Annotated in this window: 19 protein-coding genes; 7 read left to right on the top strand and 12 right to left on the bottom strand. The window is 69.8% G+C overall.

Features of this window, described 5'->3' with window-relative positions; genetic code table 11:
* Positions 1 to 224: 224 nt before the first annotated feature.
* The 4 genes from LWJ43_RS23550 (at position 225) to LWJ43_RS23535 (ending at position 3420) form a co-directional block, all read left to right on the top strand.
* The gene (locus LWJ43_RS23550; protein WP_277334203.1) at positions 225 to 998 is read left to right on the top strand and encodes a DUF4097 family beta strand repeat-containing protein; all 774 of its coding nucleotides are present in this window, start codon (positions 225 to 227) and stop codon (positions 996 to 998) included.
* A 70-nt stretch (positions 999 to 1068) separates the two neighbouring features.
* On the top strand, positions 1069 to 2436 hold the full coding sequence (locus tag LWJ43_RS23545; RefSeq protein WP_277334202.1) for a hypothetical protein: 1368 nt from the start codon (positions 1069 to 1071) through the stop codon (positions 2434 to 2436).
* Positions 2437 to 2598: 162 nt separating this feature from the next.
* Entirely contained in the window at positions 2599 to 3192 is a 594-nt protein-coding gene (locus LWJ43_RS23540) for a DUF4383 domain-containing protein (RefSeq protein ID WP_277334201.1), read from the top strand.
* 9 nt (positions 3193 to 3201) lie between these two features.
* Positions 3202 to 3420 carry an FmdB family zinc ribbon protein gene (locus tag LWJ43_RS23535; protein WP_277334200.1) on the top strand — a complete coding sequence of 73 codons (219 nt, stop codon included), beginning with the start codon at positions 3202 to 3204 and terminating at the stop codon, positions 3418 to 3420.
* 94 nt (positions 3421 to 3514) lie between these two features.
* Here LWJ43_RS23535 and LWJ43_RS23530 read toward each other — a convergent pair whose 3' ends face one another.
* The 4 genes from LWJ43_RS23530 to LWJ43_RS23515 are packed head-to-tail and all read right to left on the bottom strand — an operon-like array spanning position 3515 to position 8847.
* The gene (locus tag LWJ43_RS23530) at positions 3515 to 4174 is read right to left on the bottom strand and encodes an O-methyltransferase (protein WP_277334199.1); all 660 of its coding nucleotides are present in this window, start codon (positions 4172 to 4174) and stop codon (positions 3515 to 3517) included.
* 58 nt (positions 4175 to 4232) lie between these two features.
* Positions 4233 to 5099, bottom strand: coding sequence for an HAD family hydrolase (locus LWJ43_RS23525; protein WP_277334198.1), 867 nt, complete (start codon positions 5097 to 5099; stop codon positions 4233 to 4235).
* Positions 5096 to 7678: a phosphoribosyltransferase gene (locus tag LWJ43_RS23520; RefSeq protein WP_277334197.1), complete on the bottom strand. Its 2583-nt coding sequence runs from the start codon at positions 7676 to 7678 to the stop codon at positions 5096 to 5098. The genes LWJ43_RS23525 and LWJ43_RS23520 overlap by 4 nt, the downstream gene beginning before the upstream one ends.
* 8 nt (positions 7679 to 7686) lie before the next feature.
* Positions 7687 to 8847, bottom strand: a complete 1161-nt coding sequence (locus tag LWJ43_RS23515; RefSeq protein ID WP_277334196.1) for an HpcH/HpaI aldolase/citrate lyase family protein — start codon at positions 8845 to 8847, stop codon at positions 7687 to 7689.
* A gap of 221 nt (positions 8848 to 9068) precedes the next feature.
* On the opposite strand from LWJ43_RS23515, the gene LWJ43_RS23510 reads away from it, so the two are divergent.
* Entirely contained in the window at positions 9069 to 9950 is an 882-nt protein-coding gene (locus LWJ43_RS23510; RefSeq protein ID WP_462100905.1) for a TerD family protein, read from the top strand.
* Positions 9951 to 9983: 33 nt separating this feature from the next.
* Here LWJ43_RS23510 and LWJ43_RS23505 read toward each other — a convergent pair whose 3' ends face one another.
* The 6 genes from LWJ43_RS23505 to LWJ43_RS23480 all read right to left on the bottom strand — a co-directional run bounded on the left by LWJ43_RS23505 (position 9984) and on the right by LWJ43_RS23480 (position 14714).
* Positions 9984 to 10718: a TerD family protein gene (locus tag LWJ43_RS23505; RefSeq protein ID WP_277334194.1), complete on the bottom strand. Its 735-nt coding sequence runs from the start codon at positions 10716 to 10718 to the stop codon at positions 9984 to 9986.
* 163 nt (positions 10719 to 10881) lie between these two features.
* Entirely contained in the window at positions 10882 to 12018 is a 1137-nt protein-coding gene (locus tag LWJ43_RS23500; RefSeq protein ID WP_277334193.1) for a DUF475 domain-containing protein, read from the bottom strand.
* A gap of 71 nt (positions 12019 to 12089) precedes the next feature.
* Positions 12090 to 12665, bottom strand: a complete 576-nt coding sequence (locus tag LWJ43_RS23495) for a TerD family protein (RefSeq protein ID WP_014156474.1) — start codon at positions 12663 to 12665, stop codon at positions 12090 to 12092.
* Positions 12666 to 12820: 155 nt separating this feature from the next.
* A complete protein-coding gene (locus LWJ43_RS23490) occupies positions 12821 to 13396 on the bottom strand; it encodes a TerD family protein (RefSeq protein WP_014156473.1) in 576 nt (191 codons plus the stop codon).
* Between the two features lie 255 nt (positions 13397 to 13651).
* Positions 13652 to 14110 (bottom strand): peroxiredoxin, encoded by a 459-nt coding sequence (locus LWJ43_RS23485; RefSeq protein ID WP_277334192.1) that lies wholly within the window; start codon positions 14108 to 14110, stop codon positions 13652 to 13654.
* A 166-nt stretch (positions 14111 to 14276) separates the two neighbouring features.
* On the bottom strand, positions 14277 to 14714 hold the full coding sequence (locus tag LWJ43_RS23480; RefSeq protein WP_014156471.1) for a DUF3052 domain-containing protein: 438 nt from the start codon (positions 14712 to 14714) through the stop codon (positions 14277 to 14279).
* Between the two features lie 480 nt (positions 14715 to 15194).
* On the opposite strand from LWJ43_RS23480, the gene aceE reads away from it, so the two are divergent.
* Positions 15195 to 17936 (top strand): pyruvate dehydrogenase (acetyl-transferring), homodimeric type, encoded by a 2742-nt coding sequence (gene aceE / locus LWJ43_RS23475; protein WP_277334191.1) that lies wholly within the window; start codon positions 15195 to 15197, stop codon positions 17934 to 17936.
* Between the two features lie 74 nt (positions 17937 to 18010).
* Here aceE and LWJ43_RS23470 read toward each other — a convergent pair whose 3' ends face one another.
* Both LWJ43_RS23470 and LWJ43_RS23465 read right to left on the bottom strand, forming a co-directional pair.
* Positions 18011 to 18439, bottom strand: a complete 429-nt coding sequence (locus LWJ43_RS23470) for a peptidase inhibitor family I36 protein (protein ID WP_277334190.1) — start codon at positions 18437 to 18439, stop codon at positions 18011 to 18013.
* A 207-nt stretch (positions 18440 to 18646) separates the two neighbouring features.
* Entirely contained in the window at positions 18647 to 20257 is a 1611-nt protein-coding gene (locus tag LWJ43_RS23465; RefSeq protein WP_277334189.1) for an MFS transporter, read from the bottom strand.
* A gap of 115 nt (positions 20258 to 20372) precedes the next feature.
* Between LWJ43_RS23465 and LWJ43_RS23460 the strand changes: the two genes are divergently transcribed.
* Positions 20373 to 21041, top strand: a complete 669-nt coding sequence (locus LWJ43_RS23460) for a TetR/AcrR family transcriptional regulator (RefSeq protein ID WP_462100904.1) — start codon at positions 20373 to 20375, stop codon at positions 21039 to 21041.
* The last annotated feature ends 36 nt before the right edge of the window (positions 21042 to 21077 follow it).

Raw genomic sequence — 21077 nt, 5'->3', positions numbered from 1 at the left:
ATGAGGCAACAGGTTACATGGCCCGCCGCCCCCATCGGCAATCCGGTTCCGGCCCGGCCGCCTGTCCGCGCGGTCCCCCCGCTCCCCCGAGGCCGGACGGGCCCGCCCGGGCCGTACGGGGGATATCCCCACCCCGGAGACGGTAGCCGTCCGGATCGTACGAGGGGTGGGCCCGTACATACGGTGGTGCCACACCGGCAGCGCTCTCAGGGGGACTCCAGATCATGACCGTTCGCACACGCCGCACCGAAACGCTCGTCGCCGCTGCCGGGACCGTGCTTCTCGTCGCCGCCCTCAGTGGCTGTGGCAGCACGGACGCGGAGGGCGCTCCCGCCGAGCACAAGTCGTTCGCCTTCAGCGGGAAGGCGCTGACCATCGACGCCGAGAACTCGAGCCTGGACCTCGTGTCCGCCGATGTGCAGGAGATCGAGGTGACCCGCCGGGTCGACGGGTGGGTCCTGCTGGGCAGCGGACCGGACCCCGTGTGGAAGCTCGAAGGCGACGAGCTGAAGCTCGAGGTGAAGTGCCGGGCGGTGATCAGCAACTGTGAGGCGCACCACGAGGTGAAGGTGCCCCGCGGGCTGGCCCTGACCGTGGAGGGGGACAACGGGGAGGTCGTCGCCGCCGGCTTCGCCACCGCGCTCAAGATCTCCGCCGACAACGGCGCGGTCGGCGTGCGTGACGCCTCCGGACCTCTCGAGTTGCACGCCGACAACGGCTCGATCGAGGCGGAGCGGATCACGGGGCGTTCCGTGATCGCCCGTTCGGACAACGGGACGGTCGAGCTGGGGTTCTCGGCGGTCCCCGACCTGGTCGACACCGTGAGCGACAACGGGAGCGTCTCGGTCACCCTGCCGGGCGGGAAGCAGACGTACGCCGTGTCCGCCGAGGCCGACAACGGTGACGTCTCGGTCGACGTGCCGCGCAGCGGGAGCAGCGGGCACGTGGTGAAGGCGCGCAGCGACAACGGTGAAGTCACTGTCCGAAGCGCGAACTAACCGGCCCGTGCGTTCGTCCTTACTGGTGCGAGAATGAACCGGGCAGGGCGAATCGGCACGGGAGAGGGATGTGACGGCGACACACACGCGGCCGGAGGCGCAAGCGAGTGTTGGTTGTGCCGTCAGGGACGTCCTGGTGCTGATGCTGCTGCCGGTCCCCCTCGTCGTCGCGGCGCTGCCGGCCGCCTTCGCGGGCGGGGGTACGCGCCGCTGGTTCGGTGGCCGTGGGGAGAATCAGCGGGCCGACGCACAGGCCGCGAAGGACGCGGCGGCCGCGGCTTTCTACGAGCTGGACACCGCTCAGCGCGATCTCCAGATCTCGATCGAGACGATCACCGCCGTGGACAGTTCACCGCGTGCCCGCAAGGCCGCGGAGGACTTCGCGGCACTGGGCCGTCGGATCGACGACGTCAGTCACACCTACATCACCGCGGTCGACGCCCACGATCTCGACCGGGACGATCTGGAGCCCTCGGCGGCGGCTGGTGCGCGCACCCAGCTGACCCGGGCCAAGGACGATCTCGTGCGGGTGAAGGGTGAGCTGGACCGCTTCTCCCAGGGACTCGGGAGCCTGCTCAGCAGCGCGGAGACGCAGCTCGCGCGGCTCGCTCCCGCCGTGGAGCGGGCCCGGCAGGCGTTGCTCGCCGCGAGTAACGCCCTGGACGCCGTACGCGCCTCCGGGCTGCGGGCCGACGATCTCGCCGCCCGGCTCGCGGCTCTCGCCCCGGAGCTGACCAAGCTCAACCAGGGCGCGGGACGCCATGGGGTGGCCGAGACACTGCAGCGCGCGGACCAGGTGCTGCGTGACGCCGAGGCGGTGCGGGCGGAAGCGGACCGGCTTCCCGAGCGGGCCGCCGAGATCGACCGGAGGCTGGTGTCGCTGCGCACCCGGGCCGAGGCGCTGACGACACGCGCCGGGCAGGTCGAGCCGGTGCTCAGCGAGCTCAGGCGGCGTTTCTCGGCCGCCTGCTGGCAGGACCTCCAGCCGGTTCCCGAGCAGGCCGCGGTCAACGTGCGGCAGGCCGAGGAGAAGCTGGTGGAGGCCGCCGCGGCGCGGTCCGAGCAGCGCTGGGCCGATGCGACGTCCCGTCTGAGTACGGTGCGGGCGCTGCTCAACGCGACCGATGAGGCCGTGTCCGCCGCCGGGGACCGGCTGCGGCGGCTCGACGCGGTCGCAAGGAGTCCGCAGGCGGAGACCGACCGCACCCGCTTCGCGATCCGGGACGCGCAGCGGCTGGCCATGGCCGGCCGCAACACCCCCGACCCGCGCCATGCCCGCCCGCTCGACGACGCCGTGGCGCGGCTGGAGCGGGCGATCGCCGGGCTCGACGGGCGGCATCCCGACTACTGGCACTTCCTCACCGAGACGGAGGCGGTGCGCCGGACCGCGAACCAGGTCGTGTCCGCGATCCGCGAGGAGCTGGGCGGCGGAGCGTGAGCGCTCCCCCGGACCGCTGACGGGCAGGTGCGGCAGGGCGGCACCGAAGGCGCAGACCCGGGATGGGCTGATTTGTCCCCGGCAGCCGGTGGGCCGATCCTGGATGTACTCAGCGGCTTCCGCCGAGACGTCCCTGGCCGCAAGCGGCCGAAGGAGGCCGTCATGGCCACACACGTCCTGCGTCCCACGCGCCGGCGCGGCGCACCCTCCCACCGGAAGGCCACGAACCTCGACGAGCACCTGCCCGTCGACCACCGGCTCAGCCAGGTGTACCGGGTGGGGGCGGGCCTGATGGGCCTGGTCCTCGTCGCCTTCGGCGTCCTGGGGCTCATCGACCGCATCGGCTTCTTCGACACCGGCGGCGACACGGTGGCGGGGCTCAACACCAACGGCACGCTCAGCATCCTGTCCATCTGCGTCGGGCTGCTGCTCTTCGTCGGCATGGTCATCGGCGGGAACTTCGCCTCGACCCTGAACATGATCCTGGGCATCGCCTTCATCGTCAGCGGGTTCGTGAATCTGGCGCTGTTGGACACCGGCCTGAACTTCCTGGCGTTCCATATGCAGAACGTGCTGTTCAGCTTCGTGGTCGGGTTGTTGCTGATGATGTTCGGCATGTACGGACGGGTCAGCGGCGGGCTGCCCCACGACAATCCGTACTGGCGGGCCCGCCACCCCGAGCAGGTCGCGACGGAGGAGCGGCGACGCCGCGCTCTCGCCGCGATGCCCGAGGTCGCGAAGGGGAAGAGGCTCTAATCTGGGGCCATGCCCCGTTACGAGTACCGCTGCCGCCCCTGTGGCGAGACGTTCGAGCTCAGCCGTCCGATGGCCGAGTCGTCCGACCCCGCCTCCTGCCCCTCCGGGCACGAGGACACCGTGAAGCTGCTCTCCACCGTGGGCCTGGCCGGCTCCGCATCCTCCGCCGCTCCGGCCCCATCGTCGGGCGGCGGCGGAGGCTGCTGCGGAGGCGGCTGCTGCGGCTGAGCCCGGAGCCGGAGGACCGTCCAATCACCTGTGAGCCCGGAGGCGGAGGCCCCGCCCGGTCACCTGTGAGCCCGGAGGCGGAGGCCCCGTTCGGTCACCTGCGGCGCGAGAGCGTCAGTCCGTCCGCGACGGTCAGCAGCACGCTCTCCATCCGGTCGTCGGCGGCCACGTGGTCGTTGAAGCCCCTGATGGCCGCCGTGTCCCCGGTGGCCAGGGGATCGATGACGCCTCCGTGGAAGAGGACGTTGTCGGTGACGACGAGCCCGCCGGGGCGCATGCGCGGGACGAGTTCCTCCCAGTACGCGATGTAGTTGCCCTTGTCGGCGTCGAGGTAGGCCATGTCGATGTGGGGTTCGGCCGGCATCGCGCGCAGGGTGTCCAGCGCGGGCGCGATCCGCAGGTCGACCCGGTCGTCGACGCCTGCCTTCCGCCATGCGTCCCGCCCGTACGCCGTCCACTCCTCGGAGATGTCGCAGGCGATCAGCACCCCGTCCGCGGGCAGTGCCTGGGCCATCGACAGCGCGGAGAAGCCGGTGAAGGTCCCGACCTCGACGATGTGGCGGGCCCCCGTCAGCCGGACGAGGAAGGCGAGCAGCGGTCCCTGCTCCTGCGCCGACTGCATGCCCGCGTGGCCGGGCAGCTCGGCGTAGGTGGTCTCCACCAGCTCGCGCTGCACGGCGTCCAGCGGGGGGTTGTGCGCCAGGGTGTACGCGTAGAGCTCATCGGTGATCTTGGTGCTGTTGCCCTTGGTCATGCGGGTCTCCTCGGTTCGCGACGGCCCGGCCAGCTTGCCGAAGATCGCCCGCGGGTGCTCAGCGATCCGCCCCCTGCGTGTCGGCGGCGCGCAGGAAGCGGCGCAGGATCTCCTCGCCCGCGGCGACACCCCGCTCCCTGAGCACCTCGGTGTCGGGCGCGCCCCAGCCGCAGTCGGCGAGTTCGCCGTGGCCCGGGCGCCAGGCCCGGTCGGCGGCGAGCAGCAGGTCGGCGTCCAGGAGGGAGTCACCGGCGGCGAGCGTCTGCGTGGCGCCGGTACGGCGGGCCACCTCGCGCATGGCGGCGCTCTTGGTGAGCGGTTTGGGTACGGCGTAGATCTTGCGGCCCTGGAGGGAGACCGTCCAGCCCTTGGGGTCGGCCCACGCCGTGAGTTCCTTGACCCAGCCCTCGGGGAGCGCGGCGCGGTCGACGACGAGGTAGGCGAAGAGGTCCTCGGCGATCCGTTCCTTGAGCAGCCAGGAGGGGTCGGCGGCAGCCTGGAGGTGGGCGCGGACCTCGGCGAGGGAGGCGCACTCGCCGGCGATCCGGCCGGTCACGTGCTCCTGCCAGTCCGGGTCGGAGACGCCGTCGACCAGGATGTGGCCGCCGTTGGCGCAGATCGCGTACCGGGGGGCGGGGCCGGGGAGGTGGATGCGGCCGTACTGCTCCCGGGTCCGGGTGGTGGTCGGTACGAACACCGTGGTCCGGGCCAGTTCGTCGAGCAGCGCGGCGGCGGTCTCCGTCATGTAGCAGAGGGGCGCCCGGCCGTAGACCTCCACGCAGAGCAGGCGGGGGGCCCGCTCGTCCGGCATGGTCAGCTGCAGGGCCGCCGCCGAGTAGATGAGGGTGCGGTCGAGGTCGCTGGCCACCAGGGTCACGGGAGTCTTCGGCGCCGCGCCCTCGGGGGCGTTCACGGTTCCGCTCACTTCGCCGTCACCGCCGTGCCGTCCGCGCCGGTGGCACCCCGGGTGTACTTGGGGTGGATCAACCCGACGCAGGTGTAGGGAAGTTCGTCGACCTCCTCGACGGGGACGCCGCGCTGCTCGGCGAGCAGCCGTACGTGGTCGAGGTCGGCGCCCGCTCCGCGCTTGGCCAGGATCTTCCAGGGCACGCGGCGCAGCAGGACCCGGGTCGTCTCCCCGACGCCGGGCTTGACCAGGTTCACGTCGTGGATCCCGTACTCCTCGCTGATGCGTTCCACCGCGGCCCAGCCCTCCCAGGTGGGGGCGCGGTCCGCGGCGAGGAGTTCCTTGGCCTCGGCGTCCACGGCGTCGGCGACCTCGTCGAACCGGGATGCGACCGTGTCGAGGAACAGCCCGGAGACGTCGGAGTCCGCGAGTTCGCGGTAGAACTTCGCGCCGTGGAAGTCGTGCGGGCCGACGAGGTCGGAGCGCAGGACCGTACGGGAGACGAGCCCGGACACCGTGGAGTTGAGACAGGCCGACGGGATGAGGAAGTCCTCACGCGTCCCGTACGTCCCTACGCAGCCGCCCGGGTCGGCCAGTACGGCGATCTCCGGGTTGAAGCCCTCGAACTCCTCGACCGCCGCTGCGAGTTCGCGGGTGATGGCACCCTTGCCGGTCCAGCCGTCGACGAAGACGACGTCCGCCGGGTCGTGGTGGGCGGCCAGCCAGCGCAGGGCGTTGGCGTCGATGCCGCGGCCCCGGACGATGGAGACGGCGTAGTGCGGCAGGTCGAGGCCGTGCCGGTGCAGGGCCCATCGGCGCATGAGCACCCCGACGGGGGTGCCGGCCCGGGCCAGGGAGACCAGGACGGGGGTTCCCGCGCCCGGGCGGTCCGGCGAGTGTTCCCCGGGGCGGGAGCGTTCGGCGAGGACGGTCTCGGTGACGGTGCCGACGGCCCGGGCGATACGGGCCGCCGAGGTACCCAGGGCGGCCTTGAACAGCTCCTGGTACCGAGGGCTGGGCTGGTATTCGACGGGCAGTGATTCGGCGTAGTGCGCGCCGCCGCTCTGGATCGCCTCCTCGCGCTCCTCCGTGGGGGCCTCCAGGGGCGTGTCGGAGAGGTCCTGGAGCAGCCAGCCGACCTCGTCCGCCGCGTAGGAGGAGAAGGCGGGTCCCCGGAGGGGTTCGGGCAGCATGGCGGCTTCCTGCCTGTGGGAGGTCGGTGACGGCGCGGAGGCCGGCGAAAGGATCCTGCCCGTCGTCGGCGAGTGGGCGCCGTCGGTGGCCGGCGACGGCAGGTACGAGGGGACGACCGCGAGCAGCACCCGGTCGGTGTGCCCGGCGAGCCGGGCGAGCAGTCCGTCGGGGGCGTGCAGGGCCGGGGTGTCCGCGGCGGAGTCGACGACGGCGACGACGGCGTCGAAGCCGCCGCCCGCGACGTTGTAGGCGTACCGGTCGCCGGGCCCGTCGGCCGGGTCGTCGTGGGCGGGGAAGACGAGGCGGCTGCGTATCGCGTAGCCGGGGTCGTCGACGGCGAGCACGGGCGAGCGGGTGGTGGTGGAGTAGCGCACGTCGGCCGTGGTGGCGCCTTCCAGTGCGGTGCCGAGCCTCAGGGGCGCGTACATCAGCTCCTCGAAGCCGAGTACGAGCACCCTGCGGGCGTCGCCCAGGGCGTCGGCGACACGGGCGGCCATGCCCGGGAGAGCGGCTTCCAGGGCGGCTCGGTGGGCGGGGCTGAAGCCGTGCCGGCCGCCGTCGGGAACGTCTGCCGGCCAGTCGAGGGCGACGCGTACGGGGACGGACCGGGGCGCGGGGGGTTCGGTCGCCGCGTGGTCCGCGTCGTGCGCGGACACCAGGCTCCGCCCCTTCTCCAGGACGCCTTCGGGCAGACGCACGGTGCCGCGGGCCCGGACGATCAGGTCCACCCGGGCGCCGATCTCCTCGGCGAACTCGGCGAGCCGCCCCTGGTCGGCCTCGGACCTCATGTCCACCAGGGCGACGATGACGTACCGGCCCCTGGGGTAGCGGGCGTGGAGGGCGCGGATGGTGTTGAGGACGGTGTTGCCGGTGGAGAACTCGTCGTCGACCAGGACCAGCGGCGAGCCCTCCGCGGAGGCCTTCAGCAGATCGGGGTCCTCGGGCAGCAGCAGATGGGAGGTGGCGTGCGAGTGCGCCTCCTCGAAACCGCCCGCCTGGGCGACGCCGGCGACGGGGCGCCGGGTCGAATGGAGGTACGGCGCCACCCCGAGCCCGTCCGCGACGGCGTGGCCGAGGCCGGTCGCCGTCTCCGCGTAGCCGAGGACGACCGCGCGGCGGGCCTCTGCCTCGCCCAGCAGGTCCCGTACCCGTTCGCCGAGCTCGAAGCCCACGCCGTGGACCACGGACGGCCGCTGCGGCACGTGCTTGCCCAGGACGTTCGACACGAGCAGATGGGCCCGCTTGGGGTTGCGGCGCAGGGCGAGGCCCAGCAGTTCCCGGAGCTCCCCGTCACCGACGAGCTCGACGCCGAGGCGCTCCGCGACCCAGTTACCCGACCACTCCACGTCCACTGCCTCTTCTTCCGGTATGTGCTCGGATTCTTCCGTCACACGCTCACCCATGCCCGCGCTCAGTCCGTCAGGCCGGCGGCGAGGAGCTCCACGAATCCGACGTCCTCGCGTGCCACGCCGAAGACCTCGGCCCGCTGCAGGGTGCGCTCGGCCCAGGCACGGTGCGGCTTCACCTCGTTCATCTTGTTCGTGTACGAGGAACGCAGCACCCCGCCGCCGCCCCGCTCGGGCCGCAGGATGTCCTGGGCGTCGCTGTACTCCTCATGGCTGACGACGGACAGCGCGTGCACGGGCAGGACGTGGGACGGGTGGATGCAGGTCTTGCCGAGCAGTCCGTTGGCGCGGTCGAGCTCGATCTCGCGCAGCAGCCCGTCCAGGTCGTGCTCGATGAGCGTGGTGCGCAGTTCCTCGGCCCGCCCCATGAAGGGGCTGCGGCGCAGCTGGGGTTTGAACATCCGCTCCTGGAGACGGAAGTACTCCCACACGGGTCCGGTGATGGTGAACCCGGTGCCGTCCGCCCTTCCCAGCACGTTGACGACGTCTCCGATGACGGCACCGACGATCTGGACGTCGTACGCCGTCATGTCGGGGGCCCTGCGCAGGCCGTAGGCGGAGCAGAAGTCGGTGACTCCGAGCCGCAGCGCCAGGATCCGGTCGCGGTACTTGTCGACGGTACGGGCGATTCCCCGGAGGGTCTCGCCCCTGGTCTCCAGGTGCAGGAGTTCGGGTGATTCGAGGACGGGCATCGCGAACAGCCGGTGTCCACTGTCCGCTTCGGCGGCGGTGAGGGCCTCCAGGAAGAGCTCGCCCCGCTCTTCCGTGAATTTCGGAAGTACGAATCCGGACAACAATCGGACGGAGGTTCCGAGCCGTCGTACGAGGTCGGAGATCTGGTCCGGTTCGCGGACGCGGATGAAAAGGAGCGGCGCCTCGACGTCGCGCGCGTCGAGGTCGGCGAACTGCCGGACCAGATTGGCCTCGGCGCCGACCACTTCGGCGTCGTCGATGGAATCCTCCAGGCAGAGCACCATGGAGACCACGCCGAGGCCGGTCTGCTTGATCACGTCGTCGGCCAGTCTGGGCCGGGTGGCGGGGCTGTAGAGCGTGGCCCCCAGGGCCGCGCTCAGCATGCGGGAGGCGGAGCCGGCGTCGAATTCGCACGGCTCCCTGAAGAACAGGCTCTCCCGGACAGCGGGCGAGATGTGCCCGAAATGACGCATGTGATTCCCCCGTACTGTCATGGAGACCGGATAAACGTATGGCCGGTAATAGTACGTTCGGTCAGGTGTCGTCGGTTCCCGGACCGTATGAACTTCCGGTGTCCCCGGTGTATCTCACACCTCTCGCGGCGCGCCTGTACGACCCCGGCGACCGATGCCTGGCCTACTGGTTCGTACCCCCGCGTTGTCCGCGCGCCCCACCAGCAGGCAGGATGACCGCCATGACGCACGCGATGCTGAAGGGTTCGAACGTCCCCCTCGACGCCACGGCCGTACGGGCCGTGCTGCGCTGGACCCCCGGCGCCGGTGTCCCGGACGTGGACGCCTCGGCGCTGCTGATCGGCCCCTCCGGACAGGTGCGTTCCGACGAGGACTTCGTCTTCTACAACCAGCCGCGGCATCCGTCGGGCCTCGTGCGGCGTCTGCCCAAGCGCAGCTCGCCCGAAGGGCTCACGGACACGATCGAGGCGGACCTTTCCTCGCTCGACCCCTCCGTGGACCAGGTGGTCATCGCCGCGTCCTGCGACGAGGCGGCGTTCGAGCGGGTGACGGACCTGCGGATATCGCTGTACGACGCGGCGTCCGCCGACGGTGAGCCGCTCGCGCACTTCGACGTGCGGGCGGAGACGGGCGAGGAGACCGCGGTCATCTGCGGCGAGCTGTACCGGCGCGGGGACGGCTGGAAGTTCCGGGCCGTGGGACAGGGATACCCCACGGGCCTCGTCGGGCTGGCGACCGCCTTCGGGATCTCGGTGGACGAGGCCGAGGCGGCGTCCGAGCCCGGTCCCGCTGCCGTGCCCGGCCCCTCCGAGACCTCCGAGTCCGCCCCGCCGGCGCAGGCGAGCACCGCACCGTCGCCCGACTCCCAGGCCACGGTCCAGCACCAGCAGCCCGCGTACGGCTACCCACAGCCCGCCGTGACGCCCCAGCCGGCCTACGGCTACCCGCAGCAGCCGACGGCGGCCCCCCAGCCCGCCTACGGCTACCCACAGCCCGCCGAACCGCCGGCGTACGGCTATCCGCAGCCCGCTGCGGCGGCCGCCCCTGCCGCCGACCCGAATTTCGTGCTCCCCCCGCAGGGCCCGCAGTTCCTCCGGACATGAGCCCGGGGTGGGGCGGCCCTCCACGGCGCTCACTCAGGCCCGCGTCTTGTAGCCGCGTCCCCACTGCATACCGAAGCCGTACATGCGGTCCAGCTCCGACTGGAAGCCGTAGACGAACTTCACCTCGCGGCGCACGACGAGTTCACCCTTGGTGTTGTCCACGGTGAACACGGCGCAGGAGCGGGCCTGCGGGGCCCTCTCGTCCAGCTCGATCTCGATGCGCGGGCCGTTGCCCGGATAGAGCGTCACCTTGGCGTGCGTACGGTCGAAGGCCGGGGTCTGGTCGTAGATGTACACGAAGAACAGCAGGCGCTTGATCTCGTCGCGCTTGTCGAGGTTCACGTAGACGGTCTCGCCCGACGGCGCCCCGAAGCGGTCGTCCCCGCTGAGCCTGATGTAGGGGGCCGCGTTCAGGTCGCCTATGAGATTGCCCAGGGGCTGCACCACGCCCCGCGTCCCGTCGGCCAGTTCGTACATGCAGCCGAGGTCCAGGTCGACGTTGACCATGCCCTGGGTGTGCGCCTGCACCACGTCGGGCTGGAAGAGCTTCAGCGGACGCAGCAGCCGGCCGCTCTGCCGCGACCGCCCGCCGATGTCCGACGTGCGCATCCGCCACGACAGGTTGACGCGCAGGTTGCCCGACAGGGCGCCCTGCTTGTTCAGCGAGACCGTGGCGTTGCGCTTGGACAGCACGATCGAGTTCGTCGCGGAGTTACCCGACTCGAACTGCGCCGCCCGGCGCGGAAAAAGGCCGTCCCAGAAGGCCATCCCAACCCCCATATGTATCCCTAGTAACCGCCGACCCCGCGCATACGGCGCCACACGCCCCGCACACCACTGCGGGGCGGCCACCGGGTCGGGTCCGGGTGTTCCCGGATAACCGCCGCCGTGGGCCGCCCCGCAGAGAGAGCGTTCCTCAATCCCTACCGGGTCACACCCCGGAGGAGACTTCCGCCTTGGAATCGGATCCGCCGGCCGCCTCGATCGCCTTGTTGCGCCGCACCGAGGACCAGAAGGACCAGCCGATCAGGATGACCCCGACGGAACCGGTGATGAGCTCGTTGATCTGGTACTGGATGGTCACCAGCAGGATGACCGACAGGGCGCCGATCGCGTAGTGCGCGCCGTGCTCCAGGTAGACGTAGTCGTCCAGCGTTCCCTGACGCACCAGGTACACGGTGAGCGAACGCACGTACATCGCGCCGATACCCAGACCCAGGGCCATCAGCACGATCTCGTTGGTGATGGCGAAGGCACCGATGACACCGTCGAACGAGAACGACGCGTCCAGGACCTCGAGGTAGAGGAACATGAAGAACGCGGCCTTGCCCGCGAGAAGGACCCCGGACACCGGCTTCCCGGCCTTCCTGGCCTCTTCCTCCGCCTCCTGCTCGCGCTCCTCCTCCTCCTCGAGCTTGTTCTCGAAGAACCCGGAGAGACCGCCGACCACGAGATAGGTGATCAGACCCGCGATACCCGAGAGCATGACGGTCGACGCCTTGTCGGCGTGCCCCCCGCCGTGCTGGTGCGCGTGGGTCGCGAACGTCATCGCCGAGACCAGCAGCACGATCAGCGCGACACAGACCGACAGCATGTCGACCTTGCCGAGCTTGGCCAGCGGACGCTCGATCCAGCGCAGCCACTGGATGTCACGGTCCTCGAAGATGAAGTCGAGGAAGATCATCAACAGGAACATGCCACCGAACGCGGCGATCGACGGATGGGCGTCCGTCACCAGCTCCTTGTACCGGTCAGGGTCGTTGAAGGAGAGGTCGATCGCCTCGATCGGCCCCAGCTGCGCACTGATGGCCACGATCACGACGGGGAAGACCAGCCGCATACCGAAGACCGCGATGACGACACCGACGGTGAGGAAGATCTTCTGCCAGAAGGCATTCATCTTCTTCAGGATCCCGGCGTTGATCACCGCGTTGTCGAAGGACAGCGAGATCTCCAGGACCGACAGGATCGCGACGATGCCGAACGCCTGCCACCCCCCGTAGAACACCGCTGCGACCAGGCCGATCGCGGTCACCGCGAACGACCAGCCGAAGGTTTTCAGAAGCACTGGCTACCCCATCGTGTATGTAACGGGTCTCCCCCGGTTGAGTAAGGGGCTCCCCCGCGCCGTGCGCGGCTTTACGAAACGTTGACCCCGAAGTCTAGAGCGATGCCCCGGAGCCCTGACGCGTACCCCTGTCCGACTGCACGGAATTTCCACTCCCCGCCGTATCGGTAGAGCTCGCCGAAGATCATCGCCGTCTCCGTCGACGCGTCCTCGGTGAGGTCGTACCGCGCCAACTCCTGGCCGTCCGCCTGGTTGACGACCCGGATGAAAGCGTTGCTGACCTGACCGAATGTCTGCCCACGATTGTCGGCTTCATGGATGGACACCGGGAAAAGAATCTTGTCGCAGTGCGCCGGCACCTGCGTGAGGTTCACGATGACGGACTCGTCGTCGCCGTCGCCCTCCCCCGTGAGGTTGTCACCGGTGTGCTCGACCGAGCCGTCGGGGCTGGTGAGGTTGTTGTAGAACACGAACCACTCGTCGCCGAGGACCCGGCCCGACTGGCACAGCAGTGCGCTGGCGTCGAGGTCGAAGTCGGCTCCCGTCGTGGATCGTGCGTCCCAGCCGAGCCCGACCAGCACCTGTGTGAGATTGGGTGCGGCCTTGGAGAGGGAGACGTTGCCTCCCTTGGCGAGCGTGACGCCCATGGTGTGTCCTCCCCGAGTCGATGACGGTCTTCCCAGCCCGGCACGGGCGCCTGACGGACGCGGGGCGCCCTGCCGAGTACGTCCGGCGCCGCACAGGGTGCGGCGCCGGACGCGATGGAGCTGAGAGTGCCCGGAGGATCTCCCTCCGGAGCGGCTCAGACGTTGACGCCGAAGTCCTGCGCGATGCCGCGCAGACCCGAGGCGTACCCCTGGCCGATGGCACGGAACTTCCACTCCGCGCCGTTGCGGTAGAGCTCGCCGAAGACCATGGCGGTCTCCGTCGAGGCGTCCTCGCTCAGGTCGTAGCGGGCGAGCTCGCTGTTGTCCGCCTGGTTCACCACGCGGATGTACGCGTTGCGCACCTGGCCGAAGCTCTGCTGACGGCTCTCGGCCTCGTAGATCGAGACAGGGAAGACGATCTTGTCGACGTCGGCGGGGACGCCCGAGAGGTTGACCTTGATGACCTCGTCGTCGCCCTCGCCCTCACCGGTGAGGTTGTCACCGGTGTGCTCGACCGAGCCGTCGGGGCTCTTGAGGTTGTTGAAGAAGACGAAATTCCCGTCGCTGCCGACCTTGCCCTCGGCGTTCGTCAGCAGAGCGCTGGCGTCGAGGTCGAAGTCACCGCCGGTGGTCGTCCGGGCATCCCAGCCCAGACCGACGATGACCGCCGTCAGGTTCGGCGCGGCCTTGGTCAGCGAGACGTTGCCGCCCTTGCTGAGGCTGACTCCCACGAGTCCTCCAAAAGTTTTGAGAGGGCCGGCAGACACCAGCGCCCCCGTCGTGCGTTGGCATCGGATCAACGATTGGATCCTAGTGACCGGTTCCCGGCCAAAACAGGCTTTTGGCCGGTCGCCGCCAGGAGATCCCCGGATCCGGCGATTCGCAAACCCCGGATCCCGCACCTCACGGGCCCCAGGTCACGAACCGGCCGGGGGCCAGGGTCCTCGCCGGGGAACCGGAGGCGTCCGGTCCCCGCCCACCTCGGATCAGATCGAGTCGAGTGCCTTGATGTAGTCGTTCAGGTCGCGCGCGTCCGGCAGACCGTTGACGACGGTCCAGCGCACCACGCCCTCCTTGTCGATGACGAACGTGCCGCGCACCGCGCAGCCCTTGTCCTCGTCGAAGACGCCGTACGCCCGCGAGGTCCCACCGTGCGGCCAGAAGTCCGACAGCAGCGGGTACTCGAGCCCCTCCTGCTCGGCGAAGACGCGCAGGGTGTGGATCGAGTCGTTGGAGACGGCGAGCAGCTGGGTGTCGTCGTTCTCGAACGCGGGCAGCTCGTCACGGAGTGCGCACAGCTCCCCCGTGCAGACGCCGGTGAAGGCGAAGGGGTAGAAGAGCAGCACCACGTTCTTCTCTCCCCGGAAGTCGGAGAGCTTCACGGTCCGCCCGTGGTTGTCCTTCAGCTCGAAATCCGGAGCCTTCGTGCCGGCCTCGATCGCCATGTAGAACGCATCCCTTCGCAAACGTCACACTTCCCGGCCTGGGCCGTCCGGGTGAAACCCACCCTACGCAGCGTCCCCCGCGGAATCCGGGCGGACCCGCGGCGGGACGTACGAGGGCCCCCGCCGGCGTGCTGCCGTCGGAGGCCCTCGGTGGTGATGGAAGAGCTCAGCGCTTGGCCTTGGCCCCCTTGGGGGTGACCAGACGGCTGCCCGTCCAGTCCTTGCCCGCGTTGATGCTCTTGGTCTGGGCAAGACCAGCTGTCTGGGCAGCCTCGTTGATGTCGCTGGGCTCGACGTATCCGTCTCGGCCGGTCTTGGGCGTCAGCAGCCAGACCGTGCCACCGTCCTCGATCAGACCAATGGCATCCACCAGCGCGTCCGTAAGGTCGCCGTCCTCGTCGCGGAACCAGAGCAGGACGACGTCAGCGACGTCGTCGTAGTCCTCGTCGACGAGTTCCTGGCCGATTGTGGCCTCAATGCCCTCACGGAGCTCCTGCTCGACGTCGTCGTCGTAGCCGATCTCCTGGACCACCTGTCCGGGTTCGAACCCAAGCCTGACGGCTGTGTTGGTCCGCTCCTCCGCGTGGTCCGCGGTCGCGCTCACGGGTTGCCTCCTGATCATGTTTCGGAAAATGCTGCAGCCACGCGCGTGCGCGGGGCATTGGCCGTAGTCCACACGGGCTCGGCGAATCGCGCAAGTACCCGGCGTCCGAGACCGCCTAAACGGTGACGTTCCCTGCCACGTCACCGCAACGTCCGGCATGTCTCCCGCGGGTCCGGAAATGCTGTCCGGACCCTTTACGTCCTTCCTCAGCTTATGCCGTTTCGCTCCGCCATTCGGATTCGAACGGGCTTTGGAATCGTTTGGCCGGGTCGGGCGTATGGTTGCGGTTTGGGCAGGACCGCCCTCGCGCTGCTGGTACTGGTGCCCGGACACGGTGTCCGGGAACCTTGTGTTACCCCACAGTAGAGGTGACGTTTGGGTCCGCGCGGTACACGATGGAGGCGGCTTACGCCTCCGGCCCGGGGGTACGTTCCCCGCAACCAGGCCCCGAAGAGCACCACCGAACAGCGAAGGAACAGCGTGGCTTCCGCATCCGATCGCAACCCGATCATCATTGGCGGCCTTCCCAGTCAGGTCCCGGACTTCGATCCCGAAGAGACCCAGGAATGGCTGGACTCCCTCGACGCCGCCGTCGACGAGCGCGGCCGGGAGCGGGCCCGCTATCTGATGCTCCGGCTCATCGAGCGCGCGCGCGAGAAGCGCGTGGCCGTGCCCGAGATGCGCAGCACCGACTACATCAACACGATCGCCACGAAGGACGAGCCGTTCTTCCCGGGCGACGAGGAGATCGAGCGCAAGGTCCTCAACGCGACCCGCTGGAACGCCGCGGTGATGGTCTCCCGCGCCCAGCGGCCCGGGATCGGTGTCGGCGGTCACATCGCCACCTTCGCCTCCTCCGCCTCCCTGTACGACGTGGGCTTCAACCACTTCTTCCGGGGCAAGGACGACGGCCGGGGCGGCGACCAGATCTTCTTCCAGGGGCACGCGTCCCCGGGCATCTACGCCCGCGCCTACCTGCTGGACCGGCTCAGCGAGGCGCAGCTCGACGGTTTCCGCCAGGAGAAGTCGAAGGCCGGGCACGCGCTGTCCAGCTACCCGCACCCGCGGTCGATGCCGGACTTCTGGGAGTTCCCCACCGTCTCGATGGGCCTCGGCCCGCTCGGCGCGATCTACCAGGCGCGGATGAACCGCTACATGGAGGCGCGCGGCATCGCCGACACCTCCGGCTCGCACGTCTGGGCCTACCTCGGCGACGGCGAGATGGACGAGCCGGAGTCGCTCGGCCAGCTGTCCATCGCCGCCCGTGAGGGCCTGGACAACCTGACCTTCGTGGTGAACTGCAACCTGCAGCGCCTCGACGGCCCGGTCCGCGGCAACGGAAAGATCATCCAGGAGCTGGAGTCGCAGTTCCGCGGCGCCGGGTGGAACGTCATCAAGCTGGTCTGGGACCGCAGCTGGGACCCGCTGCTCGCGCAGGACCGCACGGGCATCCTGGTCAACAAGCTGAACACCACTCCGGACGGCCAGTTCCAGACGTACGCCACCGAGACCGGGGCGTACATCCGCGAGCACTTCTTCGGTGACGACCCGCGGCTGCGGGACATGGTCAAGGACATGTCCGACCACCAGATCCTGCACCTGGGCCGCGGCGGTCACGACCACCGGAAGGTCTACGCGGCGTACGCGGCGGCCAAGGCCCACAAGGGTCAGCCGACGGTGATCCTCGCGCAGACGGTCAAGGGCTGGACGCTCGGGCCGAACTTCGAAGGCCGCAACGCGACCCATCAGATGAAGAAGCTCACGGCGGACGACCTCAAGCGCTTCCGTGACCGTCTGCACATCCCGATCGCGGACAAGCAGCTGGAGGAAGGCAACCCGCCGTACTACCACCCGGGCCGCGACTCGGAGGAGATCCAGTACATGCACGACCGCCGCCAGGGTCTGGGCGGTTACGTCCCGACGCGTGTGGTGCGGGCGAAGCCGCTGCCCCTTCCTGACGAGAAGGCGTACGCGACCGCGAAGAAGGGTTCGGGTCAGCAGTCGATCGCCACGACCATGGCGTTCGTGCGTGTCCTGAAGGAGCTCATGCGGGACAAGGAGATCGGCAAGCGTTTCGTGCTGATCGCGCCCGACGAGTACCGCACGTTCGGCATGGACGCGTTCTTCCCGAGCGCGAAGATCTACAACCCGCTGGGGCAGCAGTACGAGTCGGTGGACCGTGAGCTCCTCCTCGCGTACAAGGAGTCGCCGACCGGGCAGATGCTGCACGACGGCATCTCGGAGGCGGGCTGCACGGCCTCGCTGATCGCCGCGGGTTCGGCGTACGCGACGCACGGTGAGCCGCTCATCCCGGTGTACGTCTTCTACTCGATGTTCGGTTTCCAGCGAACCGGAGACCAGTTCTGGCAGATGGCCGACCAGCTCTCGCGCGGTTTCGTGCTGGGAGCGACCGCCGGACGTACGACCCTCACCGGTGAGGGTCTGCAGCACGCGGACGGCCATTCGCAGCTGCTCGCCTCGACGAACCCGGCATGCGTCTCCTACGACCCGGCGTTCGGGTTCGAGATCGCGCACATCGTCCAGGACGGTCTGCGCAGGATGTACGGCGGGACCCCCGAGGAGAACGAGGACGTCTTCTACTACCTCACCGTCTACAACGAGCCGATCCAGCACCCGGCGGAGCCCGCGGACGTGGACGTCGAGGGCATCCTCAAGGGCGTGCACCGCTACCGCGCCGGCGAGAAGGGCCAGATCCCGGCCCAGATCCTGGCCTCCGGCGTGGCGGTCCCGTGGGCGGTCGAGGCCCAGCGGATCCTCGCCGACGAGTGGAACGTGAAGGCGGACGTCTGGTCGGCGACCTCCTGGAACGAGCTGCGCCGCGAGGCGGTCGAGGTGGAGCGCCACAACCTGCTCCACCCGGAGGAGGAGCAGCGCGTCCCGTACGTGACGGAGAAGCTGTCCCGCTCCGAGGGTCCGTTCGTGGCGGTCTCGGACTGGATGCGTTCCGTGCCCGACCAGATCGCCCGCTGGATTCCCGGCGCGTACCAGTCGCTGGGTGCGGACGGCTTCGGCTTCGCCGACACCCGTGGTGCGGCCCGCCGCTACTTCCACATCGACGCGCAGTCGATCGTGCTGGCGGTGCTCACCGAGCTGGCGAAGGAAGGAAAGATCGACCGTTCGGCGCTGAAGACGGCGCTGGACCGCTACGAGCTGCTGGACGTGGCCGCGGCGGGCCCCGGCCCGGCCGGTGGCGACGCGTAGGACTCCCGGCGAAACCGGAGGGCGGCGGGGTCGAGGACCCCGCCGCCCTCCGGCGTGTCCGGGCCCGGGGCCGCTCAGCTCTCCCAGATCTTGAAGGCCCTCACCGTGTACGGGGACCGGGGCACCCAGGTGCCGCCGCCCGGGTAGGTCTCGAACTCGCCGGTCTCGGCGCACTCGGCCGACTGGTAGGTGGTGACGGGCCGCCCGGTGCGGTTCACCAGGGCCTGTGCGGATGTGCCGGACGGCAGGGGGACGCAGCTCTCGATGTCGACGGTGGACAGTTCGTGTGACTGGGCGGCCCCCTTGAAGTCGGGCTTCGCCCAGAGGCAGAGCTGTCCCGAGCCGCACGGCGCGAGCCCCGCCGGTGCGGCCTGCGGGGCGCTGCGGGCGTGCCGCTGTCCGGTGGCCCCGTGGTGGGCGGTCGGCGTGGCGTCCGAGGACAGGGCGGTGGCCGGGACGAGTGCGGTGGCCGCCAGGGTGGCGGCGAGGACGGTGGTGCGCATGGTGGTTCAACCCCCGTGGTCGAGCGAGCCGGGTGGCTCACATGTCCGCACTCTGACCTGCGGAAGTGAGGGCCGGGAAGAGGGCGGGCGGCGGACCACCCTGATAGGCGACAGCCCCGCCGGAACCTTCCGGCGGGGCTGTCGGGTGCGCTGTGTTGACGCCCGGGACCTGCGGGCCGCCCGGGGCGCCAGGGTGCCGCCGAGGGATCAGATGTGGCCTGCGCCCATCCCCGCCTCGGCGTTCGCGCCGCGCTTGGTGAGCGTGGCGACCAGTGCGGCGACCACGGCGACGATGCCCGCGACCATGAAGGCGGAACTCATGCCCGACACGAACGTGTCATGGGCGACGTCCGTGATCTTCGCCGCGATCTCCGGCGGGGTGCCGGGTGCGACCGGCGGCATACCGACCTTGACGGCGGCCGACGCCTGGTCCAGTTGCGCCGGGTCGACCGGCGGAAGCGCCGCGGCCTTCCAGTTGTCGTCGAGCCTCGCGTCGACCTGGGCGGCCATGACGGCGCCCAGGACAGCCGTGCCGAGGCTGCCGCCGACCTGCATCGCGGCCTGCTGGAGACCGCCCGCGACACCGGAGAGCTCCATCGGGGCGTTGCCCACGATGACCTCGGTGGCGCCGACCATGACCGGCGCGAGGCCGAATCCGAGCAGTGCGAACCAGAGCGACATCGTCAGCGTGCCGGTGCCGATGGTCAGCTGGGACATGCCGAACATGGCGATCGCGACGGACACCATGCCGCCGACCAGCGGCACCCGCGGGCCGAACCGGGTGATCGCGACGCCGGCGAGCGGCGAGCCGACGATCATCATTCCGGTCAGCGGCAGCAGGTGCAGTCCGCTGTCGACCGGGCTCATGCCATGGACGTTCTGCAGGTAGAACGTGACGAAGAACAGGCCGCCCATGAAGGCGAACGCCATCAGCACCATCAGGACCACACCGGCCGACAGCGGCACGGAGCGGAACATGGCCAGGGGGATCAACGGCTCGCGGACGTTCTTCTGGGAGAGCGCGAACACGACGAACAGGATGACGGAGGCGCCCAGGAAGCCGATCGTCCTCCAGTCGCCCCACCCCCACTCCGAGCCCTTGATCAGGGCCCAGATCAGGCAGAACATCGCCTGCGACAGCAGGACGATGCCGCCGATGTCGAAGGACCTCGGCGCGTTCTCGGCGCGGTGGTCCCTGAGGATCACGAGGCCGAAGAGGAGCGCGATCACACCGACGGGCACGTTGATGAAGAAGACGGACTGCCAGCTGACGTGCTCCACGAGTACGCCGCCGAGGATGGGACCGCCCGCGGTCGAGGCGCCGATCACCATGCCCCAGATGCCGATCGCCATGTTCAGCTTCTCGGCGGGGAAGGTGGCGCGCAGCAGACCGAGTGCCGCGGGCATCAGCAGGGCGCCGAAGAGGCCCTGCAGCACGCGGAAGACGATCACCAGGGACACGCTGCCGGAGAGGCCGATGGCCGCCGAGGCGGCGGCGAACCCCGCGATTCCTATCAGGAACGTCTGGCGGTGGCCGAAGCGGTCACCGAGCTTGCCCGCGGTGATCAGCGAGACCGCGAGGGCGAGCATGTAGCCGTTGGTGATCCACTGGACGTCGGCGAGCGAGGCACCGAGGTCCTGCTGGATCGCGGGGTTGGCGATCGCGACGATCGTGCCGTCGAGCGCCACCATCATCACGCCGACGGCGACGGCGAAGAGCGTCAGCCAGGGGTGGCCGCGCAGCCCGTTCGCCGGTGCGGGAACAAGGGTGTCCTCAGGCTCCCGCGGGGCCTTCTCGACAGTGGTCCGACTAGTCATGCGCAGGACGTTATGGCAGCCACTGACAGTTGACAAACCAATTCACGAGACAGTAACCGTCGTGTAGCTCACAGGTACTCTGAACAGGTAGAAGCAGTGAAATGAGGTCCGGCACGTGACACGCGGGCAGACATCCGGAGTTCCCCTGCCGGGAGCTCCGTGCGGATTGCGCGAGAGCAGGAAGCGACGCACCCGCGAGGCCCTGCTGCACGCCGCCCTCCGGCTGTTCCTCACGCAGGGGTACGACCGGACCACGGTCGACGAGATCGTGGAAGCCGTCGAGGTCTCCCAGCGCACCTTCTTCCGTTATTTCGTGAGCAAGGAGGCCGTCGCCCTCGCCGTCCAGGAGGCGGTGGACGCGCGCTTCCTCGCGGAACTGCGTCAACGCCCGGCCTCCGAGACGCCCTTCGAGGCGATGCGGCAGGCCGTCCTGCACGCCTGGAGCACCCTTCCCGAATCCGGCGGAACGGACATGACACCCGAACTCCGGGTACGGGCCTACCGGATGATCGAATCGACCCCCGCGCTGCGTGCCGCCCACACGCGGCGCACCGTCGGCCTGGAGCAGCAGACCACCGCGCTGATCGCGGAGCGTGAGGGGATCGACCCGGAGGCGGATCCGCGCGCCCGGGTGGCCGTCGCCGCGTTCTCCGGGGTGATGCGGATGACCGGACAGGTGTGGGGCGGGCGGAAGGACGCGGGGATCGACGCGCTCCGGGAGCTGACGGAACTCCACCTGGACCAGCTCGGACCTGCACTCTCCGGTAGCCGGCGTGTCGCGTAGGTACGCCCTTACGTGAACCGCACAGGTGTGCCGCAC

The organism is Streptomyces sp. JH34 (assembly GCF_029428875.1).
Lineage (GTDB): Bacteria > Actinomycetota > Actinomycetes > Streptomycetales > Streptomycetaceae > Streptomyces.
Note: the sequence above shows the minus strand (reverse complement) of the source record. Positions and strands in the feature narration are given on the sequence as shown.

Excerpts from the sequence above, each read along its gene's own strand:
- LWJ43_RS23550 (WP_277334203.1), top strand. The coding sequence starts at position 225 with ATGACCGTTCGCACACGCCGCACCGAAACGCTCGTCGCCGCTGCCGGG.
- LWJ43_RS23540 (WP_277334201.1), top strand. The coding sequence starts at position 2,599 with ATGGCCACACACGTCCTGCGTCCCACGCGCCGGCGCGGCGCACCCTCC.
- LWJ43_RS23535 (WP_277334200.1), top strand. The coding sequence starts at position 3,202 with ATGCCCCGTTACGAGTACCGCTGCCGCCCCTGTGGCGAGACGTTCGAG.
- LWJ43_RS23530 (WP_277334199.1), bottom strand. The coding sequence starts at position 4,174 with ATGACCAAGGGCAACAGCACCAAGATCACCGATGAGCTCTACGCGTAC.
- LWJ43_RS23520 (WP_277334197.1), bottom strand. The coding sequence starts at position 7,678 with ATGGGTGAGCGTGTGACGGAAGAATCCGAGCACATACCGGAAGAAGAG.
- LWJ43_RS23515 (WP_277334196.1), bottom strand. The coding sequence starts at position 8,847 with ATGCGTCATTTCGGGCACATCTCGCCCGCTGTCCGGGAGAGCCTGTTC.
- LWJ43_RS23510 (WP_462100905.1), top strand. The coding sequence starts at position 9,069 with ATGACGCACGCGATGCTGAAGGGTTCGAACGTCCCCCTCGACGCCACG.
- LWJ43_RS23505 (WP_277334194.1), bottom strand. The coding sequence starts at position 10,718 with ATGGCCTTCTGGGACGGCCTTTTTCCGCGCCGGGCGGCGCAGTTCGAG.
- LWJ43_RS23495 (WP_014156474.1), bottom strand. The coding sequence starts at position 12,665 with ATGGGCGTCACGCTCGCCAAGGGAGGCAACGTCTCCCTCTCCAAGGCC.
- LWJ43_RS23485 (WP_277334192.1), bottom strand. The coding sequence starts at position 14,110 with ATGGCGATCGAGGCCGGCACGAAGGCTCCGGATTTCGAGCTGAAGGAC.
- LWJ43_RS23470 (WP_277334190.1), bottom strand. The coding sequence starts at position 18,439 with ATGCGCACCACCGTCCTCGCCGCCACCCTGGCGGCCACCGCACTCGTC.
- LWJ43_RS23465 (WP_277334189.1), bottom strand. The coding sequence starts at position 20,257 with ATGACTAGTCGGACCACTGTCGAGAAGGCCCCGCGGGAGCCTGAGGAC.